This window comes from Streptosporangium sp. NPDC002721, assembly GCF_042888905.1.
Lineage (GTDB): Bacteria > Actinomycetota > Actinomycetes > Streptosporangiales > Streptosporangiaceae > Streptosporangium.
On the sequence record NZ_JBIAQI010000003.1, the window covers coordinates 118,162 to 133,206 of the forward strand.

At 73.0% G+C, this 15,045-nt stretch carries 11 protein-coding genes; 8 read left to right on the forward strand and 3 right to left on the reverse strand.

Features of this window, described 5'->3' with window-relative positions; genetic code table 11:
• Positions 1–37: 37 nt before the first annotated feature.
• From ACFYWM_RS04670 to ACFYWM_RS04685, 4 genes are read left to right on the forward strand one after another with little or no spacing between them, the layout of a single operon-like run.
• Entirely contained in the window at positions 38–2,095 is a 2,058-nt protein-coding gene (locus ACFYWM_RS04670; RefSeq protein ID WP_389908526.1) for a hypothetical protein, read from the forward strand.
• Positions 2,092–4,257: a hypothetical protein gene (locus ACFYWM_RS04675; RefSeq protein ID WP_389908529.1), complete on the forward strand. Its 2,166-nt coding sequence runs from the start codon at positions 2,092–2,094 to the stop codon at positions 4,255–4,257. The genes ACFYWM_RS04670 and ACFYWM_RS04675 overlap by 4 nt, the downstream gene beginning before the upstream one ends.
• A 47-nt stretch (positions 4,258–4,304) precedes the next feature.
• Positions 4,305–5,297 carry an AAA family ATPase gene (locus tag ACFYWM_RS04680; protein ID WP_389908532.1) on the forward strand — a complete coding sequence of 331 codons (993 nt, stop codon included), beginning with the start codon at positions 4,305–4,307 and terminating at the stop codon, positions 5,295–5,297.
• Positions 5,297–6,055: a hypothetical protein gene (locus tag ACFYWM_RS04685; RefSeq protein WP_389908535.1), complete on the forward strand. Its 759-nt coding sequence runs from the start codon at positions 5,297–5,299 to the stop codon at positions 6,053–6,055. The genes ACFYWM_RS04680 and ACFYWM_RS04685 overlap by 1 nt, the downstream gene beginning before the upstream one ends.
• A 407-nt stretch (positions 6,056–6,462) precedes the next feature.
• Here ACFYWM_RS04685 and ACFYWM_RS04690 read toward each other — a convergent pair whose 3' ends face one another.
• Positions 6,463–7,629, reverse strand: coding sequence for a hypothetical protein (locus ACFYWM_RS04690; RefSeq protein WP_389908538.1), 1,167 nt, complete (start codon positions 7,627–7,629; stop codon positions 6,463–6,465).
• A gap of 27 nt (positions 7,630–7,656) precedes the next feature.
• Here ACFYWM_RS04690 and ACFYWM_RS04695 point away from each other — a divergent pair, with 27 nt between their 5' ends.
• Positions 7,657–8,439: a glycoside hydrolase family 16 protein gene (locus ACFYWM_RS04695; RefSeq protein WP_389908540.1), complete on the forward strand. Its 783-nt coding sequence runs from the start codon at positions 7,657–7,659 to the stop codon at positions 8,437–8,439.
• Positions 8,440–8,693: 254 nt separating this feature from the next.
• Here the strand turns inward: ACFYWM_RS04695 and ACFYWM_RS04700 are convergent, their stop codons facing one another.
• A complete protein-coding gene (locus ACFYWM_RS04700; protein ID WP_389908543.1) occupies positions 8,694–9,206 on the reverse strand; it encodes a GNAT family N-acetyltransferase in 513 nt (170 codons plus the stop codon).
• Positions 9,207–9,400: 194 nt separating this feature from the next.
• Here ACFYWM_RS04700 and ACFYWM_RS04705 point away from each other — a divergent pair, with 194 nt between their 5' ends.
• The 3 genes from ACFYWM_RS04705 to ACFYWM_RS04715 all read left to right on the forward strand — a co-directional run bounded on the left by ACFYWM_RS04705 (position 9,401) and on the right by ACFYWM_RS04715 (position 13,532).
• A complete protein-coding gene (locus tag ACFYWM_RS04705; protein WP_389908546.1) occupies positions 9,401–10,834 on the forward strand; it encodes an LCP family protein in 1,434 nt (477 codons plus the stop codon).
• 217 nt (positions 10,835–11,051) lie between these two features.
• A complete protein-coding gene (locus tag ACFYWM_RS04710) occupies positions 11,052–12,386 on the forward strand; it encodes a sensor histidine kinase (RefSeq protein ID WP_389908549.1) in 1,335 nt (444 codons plus the stop codon).
• A 180-nt stretch (positions 12,387–12,566) separates the two neighbouring features.
• Positions 12,567–13,532 (forward strand): GlxA family transcriptional regulator, encoded by a 966-nt coding sequence (locus ACFYWM_RS04715; RefSeq protein WP_389908552.1) that lies wholly within the window; start codon positions 12,567–12,569, stop codon positions 13,530–13,532.
• A gap of 40 nt (positions 13,533–13,572) precedes the next feature.
• On the opposite strand, the gene ACFYWM_RS04720 is transcribed toward ACFYWM_RS04715, so the two are convergent.
• A complete protein-coding gene (locus ACFYWM_RS04720) occupies positions 13,573–14,931 on the reverse strand; it encodes an ABC transporter substrate-binding protein (RefSeq protein ID WP_389908555.1) in 1,359 nt (452 codons plus the stop codon).
• Positions 14,932–15,045 lie beyond the last annotated feature (114 nt).

Below are 15,045 nucleotides of genomic sequence, written 5' to 3' on the forward strand. Positions count from 1 at the left end.
TCTAATGACACCCTCACGTAAGCCATCGCGCGCGACGGTGATCACTGCGAGTGTCGCGATCGGCGTCTTCGGCGCCGGCGCCGGGCTGGGAACCGTCATCGCCATGCGCCCCGATCCCGGCGAGGGGCAGGTGATGCGACTGGCGGCGGGCACGTACCTCCTCGACGACCAGGCGGGAGCCTGGACGTCGAGCGCGGCACCCGGCGGCGACCAGCCGCTCCCGCTCTCCGGCTCCGACGCGGGCAGCACGATCGCGGACGGCGCCAAGCGGGCCGCCGCGGCGGGGGACCAGCGGGTCTGCCTGACCGCCACCACCGACGGGCACGCGCTCGGAGGCTCCGCCGAAGGCTGCGTCGCCCTTCCCGTCCTGGGCCTGGCCGCCGCCGCGGCCGCCCCTCTCCAGCGGCCGGGAAACCCCAAGAGCACGCCGACCCCGCCGTCGGCTCCCAAGACGACCGCGCCGACGAAACCCGCGACGACCAAGAAACCGGACCCGCCCGCCAACAGGTCCGACCCCGCGCCGGTACGACCCGCTCCCGACCCCGGACCGGCGCAACCTCCCCCCGCCCAGCTCCCGCCGGTGAACAACCAGCCCGTCCAGCCTCCCGCCCCGCCGCCCCCGACCCCGACGAAGAAGATCAGCGGCAACATCTCGGAGAGCGACAACGAGAGCGGCAGCGTCATCCAGCGTCCCGTGGAGAAGAAGATCGAGGTCGTCCCGCCTCCCAAGCCGGCTCCCGAGTCCGGCGGGACGAGGTCCTCGGGCCCCTCGCGGCCGTCGCAGCCCAACGGTGGCAACGGCCGGTCGCAGCCCCCGGCGACCAACGGCGACAGGCAGCAGCAGCCCCAGCCCACCGGGAACAGGCAGCAGCAGCCCCCGCCGAACGGAAACGACAGGCAGGTCCAGCCCCGGCCCACCGGCGGCGACAGGCAGGCTCAGCCCCAGCCCACCGGCGGTCTCAAGCCCCCGCAGGTCCGGCCCACCGGGGGGAACGGGCAGCAACAGCCCCGGCCCACCGGTGAGGTCAGGCCCCCGCAGCCCGGCGACAACGCCAGGAACCCCCGGCCGACGGGCACCCTGAGGCCGGCGATCCGGTCGGGCCCCGGCCGGCCGATCGTGCCCTCGGGCGAGGTCACCCTGCCCACGGCGCCCCCCGAGACCAGGCCGACCGGCGACGCGCCCTCGGCGCCGCCGACCGCGGTGCCGACCGCGCGCGACGGCCAGCGGCGCTCGCAGGCGCCCAACCCGCCGCGGAGGATTCCCTCGGCCGGGCCGTCCCGGGCCGTACAGCCGCAGCCGTCCGTCGGTCCCGGTGAGAACGCGTCGCGGGGTCCCGACGGGACCGTGCTCATGCCCGCCGACCCGCGGCTCCCCGGCGGCGGCCCGGACGGCGGCGTCTCGCTGCCGGTCTTCGAGAACCCCGAGCTCCTGCGGCGCGCCTACGAGGCCCTCGGGCTGGACAGGGGCATGCGCTACACGGACGAGAACGGCGTGTGGGACCTGAACATCGCCCCGCCGGGCACACCGCCGTGCCGCAACTACACCGTCGAGGAGATCCAGGCGCTCAGCGCGACCCAGGGGCCGAGCGCGTCCCCGGGCGGGCAGGCGATGATCCCCCGCGACTCGTGCCTGTGGCCCGCCTTCATCCGCTGGCTCTACGCGGAGCCCGCGCCCGGCCAGATCAGCAACTGGACCAAGTTCACCGGCCTGCCCCAGCGGAACCTGGAGCTCGTGGTGACCGACGTTCCCCCCGTCCCGCTTCCCAGCCCGATCCCCAGCGAGAGCACCCTCCCGCAGCCCGACCAGGGACAGCCCGACCAGGGACAGCCTGACCAGCAGCAGCCCGGCCAGCAGCCTGACCAGCAGCAGCCCGACCGGCGGCAGGGCGTCCCCGGCGAGGAGGAGCCCTGGCAGCCGGACACCGGCGGCCTGGACCCCGCCCGGCCGGGAACCGAGGACGTGGCCCCCAGGAACTCCGGGGACGGCGTTCCCGAGCGGCAGTGGCCCGACGGGAGCACCGGGGACCGGACCGCTCCCTTCCCGTCCGACCAAGGCCAGGTCGAGCCCGACCCGGTCGAGTACGACGGCCGATGAGCACACCCACCGGAACCGGGCGTCTCACGCCCGGCCCCGGCCAGGGGGCGGCCTGGGTGCGCGAGCACGGCGCGCACCTGATGGACTACGCCGCCTCCCACCTCGAATCCGGCCGGGCGCGCGCGGCGGTCGTCTCCGCGCTGACGGCCGGCCGGGTCGAGGCCGCTCCCGGGGACGTCACGGTCCGGGGGCGGCTGCTGGCCGTACTGCGACGTGACTGCCGCACCTCTCCGGGGTACCGGGAGCGGTACGTGCCGGGTTCGGGGCCCGGCATGCCCGACGCCTCGCTGATCGAGCGGGTGTGGACGATCGTCGACCCCCTGGGCACGGAGACGCTCAGGCTGACATACCGCCACGCGCTCGGCATGGAGGATCTCGCCCACGTGCTGGCGATGCCCGTCGACGAGGTCGGCAGGCTCGCCACCCGTACCCAGGACCTGATCGAGACCCTGGTGAGCGGGCTGGACGCGCTCTCCCACGGGCGGCGCACCTGCCCGGAGCTCCCCCCGCTGGTGGAGACCGTCTTTCCCGGCGTCTTCCCCGCCGGTCTCCCCGACGGCCCGGCCGGCGGGCGGGCGGCGCCCTCCGCCGACGCCCCGGAGGACGCCGAGGCGCGCCTGCTCTCTCACATGATCAGGTGTTCCGTGTGCACGCGGCCGATCAACATCCGCTACACGGTGCCGCAGATGATCTCCCACCCTCCGGTCGCGCCGCTCTCCGCGGAGGAACGGCGGACTATCACGGACGCGCTGCCTCCCGAGGCCGCCTCCGGGGCGGCCGCGGAGACGGCGTCGGAGACGCCCCCCGAGGTGATCCCGCCCGCGCGTCCGGCCCGTGGCGGGTCACCCGTCCTGTCCGCCCCTCCGGGAGGAGGGCGGTCCCCGGTCCTTCCCGCGCCCTCGCCCGGGGGCCGGACCACCACCCCGCCCGAGGGCCGGTCCTCCGGCTCACCCGGACACCGTTCCACCCCCCCTCCCGGACACCGTTCTCCCGCCCCGACGTCGTCGGCCGCGTCGCCGTCCACTCCTTCCACTCCCACCCCTGCGCCCAGGGTCGGCACGCCTCCCTACCCGCCGGTGGCGTCGAAGCCCCCCGCGAAACCACCGGCCGCGACACCGCCGGGTACGGCGGCGAGCACGGCACCGGGAGCCGATCCCGCGACGGGCTCACCCCCGGGGCTGCCCCCGCTGCCCGCCCTGCCGCCCCGCAGGACCCCGCCGTCCCGCCCGCCGTCCCCGCCGCCCGTACCCGGGCACGACACCCCGCTCTACGACGCCCTGCTCACCCAGGCGTGGGCGCGCGAGGTCCTCGCCCAGAGCGAGGAGCTCACCGGCACCATCCCCCGGCAGGTACCGCCCGTCCCCGAACCCGTCACCAAGGCCGAGCCCGTCGTCATCGCCGGGCAGGCCTCCGTCGAGATGCGCGACACCGGCGTACGCGAGACCGGAACGCGTGAGACCGGAACGCGTGAGACCAGGACACGTGAGACCGGGATACGCGACGCCGGGACGCGTGAGATCGAAACACGCGGCACCGGGAGACGTGGCACCGGGACGCGCGGGGCCGGAGCGCGCGACGACTCCCAGGTTCCCGCGCTGCGCTTCCACACCGAACCCGACGACCGCCCCGACGAGGAGCGGATCGAGATGGGGATCCGCGTGCTGGAGGCGCTCAGCTGGGCGGGCACCCGGATCAGGAACACGACGATCAAGCTCGTCATCATCGTCGTGGCGGGCGCGGCGGGCACCCTGACCGGGATGAACCTCCTCGGCCCCGCGATCGAGTCCAAGGATCCCGCGAGGTCGCTGCAGGCGTCCACCAGCCAGGCCACCCGCTCCCCGCCCCCCGCCGCCGGACCGGCGCGGCAGGACGGGCTCGCCTCCCGCCTGCGGGTCCCGCCCGTGGTGACGCTGGACGAGTTCGGCCTGGGAAGCATGGTCATCACCATCTCGGGAGAGCCGTTGAAGTGGCGGATATCGGCTCCCGGCCTGGCCGTGAGCCCCTCCAGCGGCACGTTGCGGGAGGGGGTCACGCAGGTGATCAACCTGCGCGCCCACCGGGTCCGCAACTGGTGCGGCGCCCCCGCCTCGGTCACCGCCCCGATGACCGTCCACGGCCTCGACGACTCGATCAGCACGACGGTGCGCTGGCGGACCTGCTGATCTCCCGTTCCCCCCTCAAGATCGCTATTCGAGAAAGGACCCTGGCAGTGACGGATACCTCCCCTCATATCCATACATCGCCGCCCACCCCGCCCGAGCAGTTCCACGAAACGGTCCCGCTCACCGCGGAACACCTGCTCACCAACCGCCGCCCCGAGCCCGCCGGCGGGTGGCGCCGTCTGGTCTGGCAGCTCTCCGGCAAGCGCTTCATCCCCGCCGAGTCGGCGGCGGAGCTGGAACGTCGCACGCTGATGGCGCAGGCCCAGACCCCCGTCGCGAGCGGGCACCACCGGATCGCGGTGATGAGCCTCAAGGGCGGGGTCGGCAAGACCACGACGACCGTCGCCCTGGGCAACACGCTGGCCTCCCTGCGCGGCGACCGGGTGATCGCGATCGACGCCAACCCCGACCGGGGCACCCTCGGCATCAAGGTCAAGTCCGAGACGGCCGCGACCATCCGCACCATGCTGGCCGAGGCCCCCCACATCCTGCGCTACGCCGACGCCCGCGCCTTCACCTCCCAGTCGCCCGCCCGGCTGGAGGTCCTCGCCTCCGACACCGACCCGGCCGTGAGCGAGGCGTTCAACGCCGAGGACTACCGGACGGTCGCCGGGCTCATCGAGCGCTACTACTCCATCTGCATCACCGACTGCGGGACCGGCCTGCTGCACGGGGCGATGGGCGCGACGCTGGAGATGGCCGACCAGATCGTGCTGGTCAGCCTGGTCGCGGTGGACGGGGCGAGCTCGGCCGCCGCGACGCTGGACTGGCTGACCGCCCACGGTCACGCCGACCTCGTCAGGAACGCCATCGTCGTGCTGAACGCCGTGGAACCCAAGTCCGACGTGGACCTGGACCTGCTGGAGCGCCATTTCACCTCCCGCTGCCGCGCGGTGATCCGCATCCCCTACGACCCGCACCTCAAGGAGGGCGCCGAGGTGGACCTGGTGCGCCTGCGGCCCACGACGCGGGGCGCGTACCTCCGCCTGGCCGCGGCGGCCGGGCAGACCTTCGGGCAGCGCCCAGACCGGAGCCACTAGTGCGGCCGGTCGCCGACGATCCCACGCTGAACTGGGATCTGGGCCCGCCGCCGAGCGCCCGGCGGCGGATGCTCATCGTGGTCGTCTCGATCGTGGGGACGATCCTGCTGGCGGCCGGGGCATGGCAGCTCCTCAAAACCGATTCCACCCCCGTGAACGTCTCCGCGCCGAAGGCCGTCGGGGACACCGTTCTCCTCGCCCCGCCCTCCGGCTACGAGGGCGCGGCCGGCTACCCCGTCGGGTTCCCCCGCACCGAGCTGGGCGCGGCCTCGGCCGCCGCCGCGGCGCTGGAGGCGGCGTGGACCCTGGACGCCGAGCAGGCCGAGCAGGCCGCGGTGCTGTACGCGCGGCCCGAGCAGCACGACGCGGCACGGGCCGGCGCCCGCGAGGCCGTCGCGGGCTGGCGGGAGATCCTCGGCCTTCCCCAGGACGGGGCGCTCCCCGACGGCGCCGCCATGCGGACGCGGACGATCGGCGTCCAGTGGAAGGCCCGCGCCCAGGATCAGGTGCAGGTCTCGGTCCTGGTCCTGGTGACCGCGACCAAGGGCGTCGGCGACACCGATCCGACCTATTCGAGCCCGTACGCCATGAGCCTGCTCATGGTCTGGCAGCCCGGCATGCGCGGCGCGAACCAGGGGGACTGGGTGAACGTCCCGGACCCCCTCGCGACCTCCGTGCCGCCGGTCGCCCTCCCGGGCACCCCTGAATTCACCGCCGCGGGCTGGAAACCCATCTCCGGCCCAGAGCCCACCCCATAGATCCAGGAAGAGCGATCAATGCCCCCACGCAGCTCGTCCCGGCGTGTCACCTTACTCTCCGGCCTTCTGCTGGCCGCGGTATCCGCGACGACAAGCGCGGTCATCGCCCAGCCGTGGGCCGCCCTGGCGGATCCCGGCGTGAGTTCGGGATCACCGGCGCAGGAGTTCGCCGTTCCCCCCGTGGCCGCCGCCCCGCCCCCCGTACGAGAGGAGCTCCCCCCGGCGGAGGCCGTCCCCGAGAACGAGAACCGCTCCGGCTCGGACAGCGACTCCGGCCTGGACGGCGAGTCCGGCTCGACGCCGGACGGGACCCCGCCCTCGGAGAGCGGAGCCCGCCACATCCCCGTGGAGAGCGCGTCACCTCCCGAGACCCGCGACTCCCCTCCCACGTCCCGTAGCCGTCCCGGTCAGCGGAACACCGCCCCCCGGGTGGAGGAGGATGTTCCCGCCGAGCAGTTCTCCTCGCCCCCGCGGGAGACCGCACGGCCCAGGAACGAGGTGCCGGCGAACCCGCCGTCGAGAAGGACACGTCCCAGCGAGACCCCGCCCGTGAACACCCGGCCCACCGAGGCCCCGCCGACGACCTCCAGAACCGCCAGACCCACCGAAGCCCCGCCGACGACCCCCAGGAACGCCAGGCCCACCGCCGACGCGTCTCCGGAGACCAGGAAGGCCACCCAGGCGCCGCCGAGCACGGCATCCACCAACGCGCCCCCGGAGACCAGGAAGGCCACCCAGGCGCCGCCCGGCGGCACGAGGCCGTCGGCGTCGTCCTCGGCGTCCTCCGCCCCGAACACCCCCGCGCCGTCGGCCAGCGCCACCACGTCACCCACGTCGAGAGCCACGCCCACGGCGACCGAGAGACCGCGACCGCCAAGGGACCCCGAGCCCTCCGACAGGGCCACCAGGCCCGAACCGGAGCCCTCCGACAGGGCCACCAGACCCGCACCCGAACCCTCCGGCACGGTCACCGGGCCCGCACCCGCGCCGTCCCCCACACGCCCCGGCCCCACATTCCCCGATCCCGACGCGACGGCGACCAGGCCCGCGCCGACCGCCACCGCCGCCCCCAGACCCACCCGTTCGACCTCCCAGCGGCCCACCAACCCTCCGAAGGCGACGTCGAAGCCCTCGGCGAACCCGGCCTCCACCCTCACCGCCCCTTCGCGCACCGCCCAGCCGAGCTGGGCGACCCACGCGCCCCGGCCCGCGCCCACCCGGACCGGCGCGTACGAGCCCTCCCTGCTGACCGAGCCGGTGCAGAACACCCGATCCCCGCTGGCGGCCCCGTCCCCGGCGCCCTCGGTCCCCACCGTCCTGCCCCTGCCCCCGCTCAAGCGCTCCACCTCCGACTCCTGTGAGCCGGGGGACCTCGCCTCGTGCTGGAGCCTCGCGCCCTGGCGGGGCCGTACCGCGGAATCCCCCGTCCTGCTGATCTCGAACCGGGAGCCCGCGGGCGCGCCGCGCTGGGTGTTCGCGCCGCCCGCCTCCCCCGCCCAGCCGCCGTCGAGCCAGAACAGGCCGTCGATCCCCAGCCCGACGAGCACCGGCTGCTGGAGCTTCAGTCCCTCCAAACTCTGCGCCAGATCCTGGGAGTAATCATGATCACCAGATCCCACGTGCGGGTGGCCGTACTCAGCATGGTGGCCGCGCTGACGGTGAGCACCCTCAGCGCGGCCCAGGGAGAGGTGGTCTCGGCGGCGCCCTGCGCCCCCGCCGCCACCGGCGAGGCCAGCGCCGCGCAAGCCCTCAACTGGGGCGCACCGGCCTGGTGCGCGGAGTTCGACGACTACCTCGACGAGTCCGACTGGGTGTTCTACGACTCGGCCGGGCACGCCGGGAACGGCCGCCGTTCCCCCCAGCAGCTCTACCTCGGCAACGGGGCGCTCTACCTCTACGGCCGCGAGGACGGGACCACGGCCGGCCTGGCCGCCCGTCACGACCAGGCCTACGGGCGCTGGGAGACCCGTATCCGCCTGTATCCGGGCGCCGGGTCGTACCACCCCGTCGCCCTGCTGTGGCCGAAGGACGGCGGCGGCAACGTGCGGAGCTCCACGGGTGAGGAGATCGACTTCCTGGAGGTCATCGACGACCCGGAGAGGCAGCGGCCGAACTTCTTCCTGCACACCCCCCAGGGACAGGAGCAGGCCCACGCCAACATCGACATGACCACCTGGCACACCTACGCCGTGGAGGTCACTCCCGACAGCGTCGTCGGCTACATCGACGGGCAGGAGTGGTTCCGCTCCGGCAACGCCACCAGCAGCTCGATGTCGGTCTGCCTGCAGCTGGACTGGTTCCCCGGCCAGGGCAGCTCGGGAGAGGCGTGGATGGAAGTGGACTGGCTCCGCATCTACCCGGCCTCGACGGGCACGGCGGGCTGAACCGCCCGGTCATGACAGGAGGGTGCGGGATCCGTGGGAACGGGTCTCGCACCCTCTTCGCGTCTCCGGCGCAGACCGCCCCGAGCGGACTGCCCTGAAGCCGGCCCCCCGAGCCGACCCCAGCGAGCCGCCCCGAGGGGGCACTCTGAGCGGACCGTCCTGAAGCCGGCCCCCTGAGCGAGCCGCCCCGAGCCGACCGTCCCGAGCGGGCCGTCCTGAACGGGCACCCTTGAGCGGCCCCCCGGACGGGCCGTTCAGCCCGTGGCGGCGGGAAGCCTCGCCTCCAGGATCTGGCCCGGCCAGTCCCCGACCCTGAAGCTCTCGGTCCGGGTGAAGCCCTGGCTCTCGTAGTACGCCACCAGCCGGCCGTCGTCACCGGCGTAGCAGTCGACCCGCACCAGCGAGACCCCCAGCCAGGCGGCCTCCGCGCGGGCACGTTCCAACAGCGCGGCCCCCACCCCCCGGCCGTGGTATCTCCGGTCGACGACCAGCCCCTGGACGTACAGCTCCGGCTCGCGGGCGGGGGAGACGTAGGGCATCGCGGCCCCCACCACCAGGCAGCCCGCGGGACGGCCGCCGAACTCGGCGACGCGCATCCCGCCGGACATCGCCCACAGGGTGATCCCCTCGACCCGGGCCGCGTTGAGGGAGAACGGCTCGCTGCCCCACTGGCCGGTGCGCCCCGAAGCGGACAACCACGCCACCGCGCCGTCGAACATGGCCAGGACAGCAGGTACGTCGCCGAGATGCCCGTGACGGATAATCACCGGCGGATCGTAACAGGGATGCGTACCACCACACAGGACAGGCCTCTGTACCCCCACCCGTGACAGACGTACCCCCATCCGGGACAGACCCGCACCGGACCGCCCGCATCGGGAGGTCAGTAAACTCTGCGACGGCCGGAACACGGCTTCTTCGCCACGGGCGCACGCCGTGGCCGCTTCCCCCCGGGAGTCACGTGAGCAGCGGGTTGATCGACGCGTCCCCCAAGCCGCCCCCCGAGCCACCGGCGCCGTCCGGCCGGCGCTCGTGGCGGCCGCGCCGCAGGTGGTTGTGGTGGCTGGTGGCCGCCGCCACCGCGGTGGTGCTCGTGGCGGCGGGGACGGTGGCGGGCGCGTACGTCAAGCTGACCGGCAACGTCAAGCACGTCGAGGTCACCGCGGAGGACCTCGGGCGACGCCCGGTCAAGGCCGCGGGCAAGGCGATGAACGTCCTGGTCGTCGGCTCGGACCAGCGGGGCGGCAAGAACGCGAGGTACGGCCGGGTGGCGGGCGAGCGGACCGACACGATCATGCTCGCGCACATCTCGCCGAAGCGGGACAACGCGATGGTGATCAGCTTCCCGCGCGACTCGATGGTCCAGCTTCCCGCCTGCCGGGCCAAGCAGGGGCTGCCCGGCCAGCGACCGCACGTGGGCATGATCAACGAGTCGTTCAACTCCGGCGGCATCACCTGCACCTGGAAGACCGTCGAGTCCCTCACCGGCATCCACATCGACCACTTCGTGAAGGTCGACTTCACCGGCTTCAAGGGCATGGTCGACGCGGTCGGCGGCGTGGAGGTCTGCGTACCCGAGGCGATCAACGACAAGAAGGCCCTGCTCCACCTGGCCGCCGGTCGGCAGAACCTCGGGGGCGAGCAGGCCCTGGGCTACGTCCGGGCCCGCTACAGCCTGGGCGACGGGTCGGACATCGGGCGCATCCAGCGCCAGCAGATGTTCATCGCCTCCATGGTCAAGAAGGTCATGAGCGGCGAGACGCTGACCGACCCCGCCCGGCTGTTCGGCTTCCTCGACGCGGCGACGAAGTCGGTCACCACCGACCCCGGCCTGACCCCGGGCGTCATGAGGGACCTGGCGACCAGCGCGCAGGGGCTCGCCGCCGGGCAGATCCACTTCATCACCACCCCGTGGCGCTACTCGCTGGTCCACCCCGGCCGGGTGGAGTGGGTCCAGCCCCAGAGCGGCAGGCTTTTCAAGATCGTCGCGACGGATCGGGCGATCACCGGCTCCGGGGTCAAGGGCGGCCAGACCAGGGTGCCCCGGTCGAAGATCCAGGTCGAGGTGCGCAACGGCACCATGCGGTCCGGCCTCGCCACCCTGGTGGCCGTCCAGCTGGAGGAGCGCGGCTACCACGTCGCCAGGATCGGCGACGCGTCGCGCAAGCCGTACCCGACGACCACGATCGCCTACTCGCCGAACGGCACCACCAAGGCGCCCACCCTCAGCCGCGACCTGCTCGCCTCCAGGCCGCTGCCCGTCCGCCGGGCGACCACGGGCAGGCTCGTCCTGACGATCGGCGACGACTGGAAGGGCCTGAAGCCGCTTCCGCGTGACGACACCGAGAGCCTGAAGGGTTTCGACGCGACCCACGACTCGTGCGCCGGCGCCTGACCGTCCTTGCCGGGACTCTGAGCAGGGCGCCCCTCCGGCCCCCGGCGGGTGGGAACCATTGCCCTTCGCCTCCGAACGGCGTGAGAGCTTGGTCTGGCTTTGCCTTTTGATGAATACCGATCACTTATAAATGGTCAAAAGCGTGTGCTTATGGGAGGAATGACGCTTTTTTGAGGGGGTAGCCGTATTGCGGCATCCGCAGTCGATCCGGGGTCGGGTGACCCTCATAGCGATCATCGTGTTCGCGATGGTGCTGGGGACCGGCGCGTTCGCCACCTGGCAGATCGTGGAGACCAGGCTGTCGGCCGACCTCGTCAACTCGGCGGCCGAGGCGGCCGGGAAAACAGTCCAGGACATCGAAAGAGGGCCCGCGGACTCCGTCGTCATCCCGGTCACCCGGATCAACCGGATCCAGGTCGTCGCGAACGACGGGCGGGTGGTCGCCGCCAGCCCGGCCATGAAGGGAAAGCCCCCGATCACCCGGATGCGCCCGGCCCCCGGCGAGATGCGCGTGGACGGGACGCCGTGCGTGGACCTCCCCACGAGCGAGCGGACGTGCTACGTCGCCGTGGGCCTGCGGGCCGACCGCACCGTCTACGGCAACGTCATGGTCTACGCGGCGACACCGGAACCCCGGTCGCTCCGCACCAACTTCCTGGAGATCACGCTGGCGCTCTTCTCCTCGGCGCTTCTCGCGCTGCTCGGCTGGGGCACCTGGCATCTGGCGGGCCGTACGCTCGCCCCGGTGGAGCGGATCCGCGCCGAGATGGCCGAGATCACCGCCTCCGACCTCACCCGCCGGATGCCCGTCTCCGACTCCGAGGACGAGATGGCGCAGCTCACCGAGACCATCAACGCGACCCTCGAAAGGCTGGAGCGGGCCGTGGAGAACCAGCGCCGCTTCGCCTCCGACGCCTCCCACGAACTTCGCACCCCCCTGACCGGCCTGCGCACCAAACTCGAACTCGCGATCTCCGATCCGGGCTCGGAGGACCCTCTGACGACGATGTACTCCGCGCTGGCGGACGCGGAACGGCTCCAGACCCTCATCGAGGACCTGCTGCTGCTCGCCCGCCTCGACGCCGGCGTACGAGGCCCGCCGGAGCTGATCGACCTCGCGGAGCTGGTCACCGCCCAGGTGGGAAACCAGCCGGCCCGGCACGAGGTGCTGCTGAAGCTCGACCCCGGCGTCATGGTGCGGGGCAGCAGGCTCCAGCTGGGCCGGCTGCTGGCCAACCTGCTGGCCAACGCCGACCGGCACGCGGTGAGCGAGGTGCGGGTCCGTGTCGGGATCCTGCGGGGCGAGGCCGTGATGGAGGTCACCGACGACGGGCTCGGCATCCCGCCGGAGGAGCGGGAGCGGGTCTTCCAGCGGTTCACCCGGCTGGACTCGGCACGCAGCCGCGACGCCGGGGGGACCGGCCTGGGCCTGCCCATCGCCAGGGACATCGCGATGGCGCACCGCGGCCGGCTCTACGCCGCCGACAGCACCACCGGCCGCGGCGCCCGGCTCGTCCTCCACCTGCCGCTGTCGACCGCGTTCCGCCCCTGAGCCCGCCACACGACCCGAACCGCACGCCGCGAGCTCCCCGCACGCCCCGAGCCCGCCACACGACCCGAACTCCCCGCACGCCCCGAGCTCGCCGCACGCCCCGAACCGCACGCCGCGAGGAACCACAGGAAACAGCCCCCGCGAAGATGGCCCGTATCTTCCACGTGTGAGAATCGGGTCATGCACAGGATCGTCATGCTCGCGCTGGACGGTGTGATCCCCTTCGAGCTGGGCATCCCGCCGCGCATCTTCGGCGGCGCCAAGGACCCGGACGGCAAGCCGTTCTACGAGGTGCTCACCTGTACCGTCGACGGCGCCCCCGTACGCACCGACGCCGACTTCTCGATCACGGTGGAGCACGGGCCCGAGGCCCTGGAGAGCGCGGACACCGTGGTGATCCCGGCCACCCACGCCCTCGGCACGATCTCCCGCGAGGGACGGCTCCCCGAGCCCCTGGCCGCCGCGATCGCGCGCGTCCGGCCGGGCACCCGCCTGGTCTCGATCTGTACAGCCGCCTACGTGCTCGCGGCGGCCGGGCTGCTCGACGGCCGTCCCGCGACCACCCACTGGAGCAGCACCGACCACTTCCAGGAACTGTTCCCCCGGGTCAAGGTCAACCCGAGCGTGCTGTTCGTGGACGACGGGGACGTGCTCACCTCCGCCGGGGTGGCCGCGGGGATCGACCTCTGCCTGCACATCGTCCGGCGCGACCACGGCACCGAGGTCGCCAACCGCGTGGCCAGGCGATGCATCGTCCCCCCGTGGCGCGACGGCGGCCAGGCCCAGTTCATCGAGCGCCCGCTGCCCGCCCCGACCGCCGCGACGACCGCGGCGACCAGGACCTGGGCGCTGGAGCGGCTGCACGAGCCGCTCCCCCTCAGCGAGCTGGCCGCCCACGCCCGGATGAGCCGCCGTACCTTCACCCGGCGCTTCCGCGACGAGATGGGCCTCAGCCCCGGACAGTGGCTCATCCTGCAGCGGATCGAGCTGGCCCGGCGGCTCCTGGAGACCAGCGACCTGCCGGTGGACGGCGTCGCCCTGCGGTCGGGGTTCGGCACCGCCGCCTCGCTCCGCCAGCACCTGCAGGGGGCCATCGGCGTCTCGCCGATGGCCTACCGCCGCACCTTCCGGCTCGTGGACGCCTGACCCGGCAGGGCGCCCCGGGGACTTTACGGAAGAGGAGCGGTCACTGACCGCGGGACCACTCCTTCTGCAGGAGGTCGGCCGCCTTCTTCGCGGTGGTCCGGCCGTGGGCGACGTCGAGGATGGCGTCGCCCTCGGCGCGCTTCAGGAAGACCTCGTCGGGGACGTTCAGGGAGTCGCCGTCCCTGACGAGTTCCTCGATCGCGGCGTAGCCGTCCTTGCTCTCCGAGGCGGCGAAGACGGACGAGGCCGGCCGGAAGTCCTCACGCGAGGGGATCATCGCCAGGTCTCCGGCCCAGCCGGAGACGCCGTCGCCCGCGGTGAGGAACTCGATCAGCGCGGCCGCCTCGGCCACGTGCTTGGACCCCTTGGGGACGGCCAGCCCCACTTCGGGCGTGCTGCGCACGGCGTGCTCGGCACCCGGCAGGATGGTCGGGAAGGGCCCCGCGCCGACCTTCTTGACGGAGATCTTCCCGGTCTTGCGGTAGGACGCGGACAGCATCGGGCTCCGGCCCGAGCCGTCCACCAAAAACAGGGCCTTGCCGTCGCGGAAGAGCTCGGCCGGGCGGTCGCCCTTGAGGGCCAGCCCCGACTTCGCCAGCACGCCCCTGTCGAACAGCGACCGGTACGCGGTCAGGGCGGAGACCATCTCGGGGCCGTTCCAGGGCTTGTCACCGGCCAGCAGGTCGTCGGAGAGGGTCGGGTGGGTCTGGCTCGCGACGGTGAACAGCAGCTCCTCCTGCCTGCGCGGTTCCCCGGAGAAGACGACCGGCCGGAGGTCGGGAATCTCCTTCTTGACCCGCATGACGATGGACTCCAGGTCGGCGGCCGTCTCGGGGAAGGACTCCCCGAGCTCGGACAGGAGAGCGGCGTTGTAGTACATGACCGCGCCGCCGCTGGATCCCATCGGGACGGAGTAGAGTTTGCCGTCCTTGGCGGCCTTCCCTGTCTGCTCCACCGCGCCCTCGTCGAGTCCCTCGACCCAGTCGCCGGAGACCTTGTCCTTCCAGTCCTCGACCGGGCGGAGCCGGTTCGCGACGGCGCGGGTCATCGTCGGGATGTGGAGACCGACGACGTCGAGCGCCTCGTCCCCGTCGAGCGCCTCGGGCAGCCGCTCGCGGTAGCCGGCCTCGTCGAAGGTGCGCAGCTCGACCTCGATACCGGGGTTGGCCTGCTCGAACGCGGTGATCGCCCTCTTCAGCGCGTCCGCGGGCGGGGAGAAGGTCCAGTACTTCAGAGTGACGGGTCCGGCCGGCTTCCCGGTCTTCCCGGTCTTCTCCCCCGCGTCGGGTACGGCCTGCTGGACCGGCCGGCCGTCGGCCGTCCCTCCCGCGCTGCAGGCGCTCAGCCCGAGGGCGAGGGCGGCGGTGGTCACGGCGAACGCACGAGCTGTGTCACGCATGCATACCTCCAGCAGAATCACGAATCACGGTGCGGGTGACGATGTTCAGCCCGGCGAGGTCGATCACGGCGAACCCGGCCGATCACGAAAAATGATCTTATGGGTCCTCTGCCG

What these genes read in the sequence shown, in the direction of transcription:
- ACFYWM_RS04675 (WP_389908529.1), top strand. Translation starts at nt 2,092, where the DNA reads ATGAGCACACCCACCGGAACCGGGCGTCTCACGCCCGGCCCCGGCCAG.
- ACFYWM_RS04695 (WP_389908540.1), top strand. Translation starts at nt 7,657, where the DNA reads ATGATCACCAGATCCCACGTGCGGGTGGCCGTACTCAGCATGGTGGCC.
- ACFYWM_RS04715 (WP_389908552.1), top strand. Translation starts at nt 12,567, where the DNA reads ATGCACAGGATCGTCATGCTCGCGCTGGACGGTGTGATCCCCTTCGAG.
- ACFYWM_RS04720 (WP_389908555.1), bottom strand. Translation starts at nt 14,931, where the DNA reads ATGCGTGACACAGCTCGTGCGTTCGCCGTGACCACCGCCGCCCTCGCC.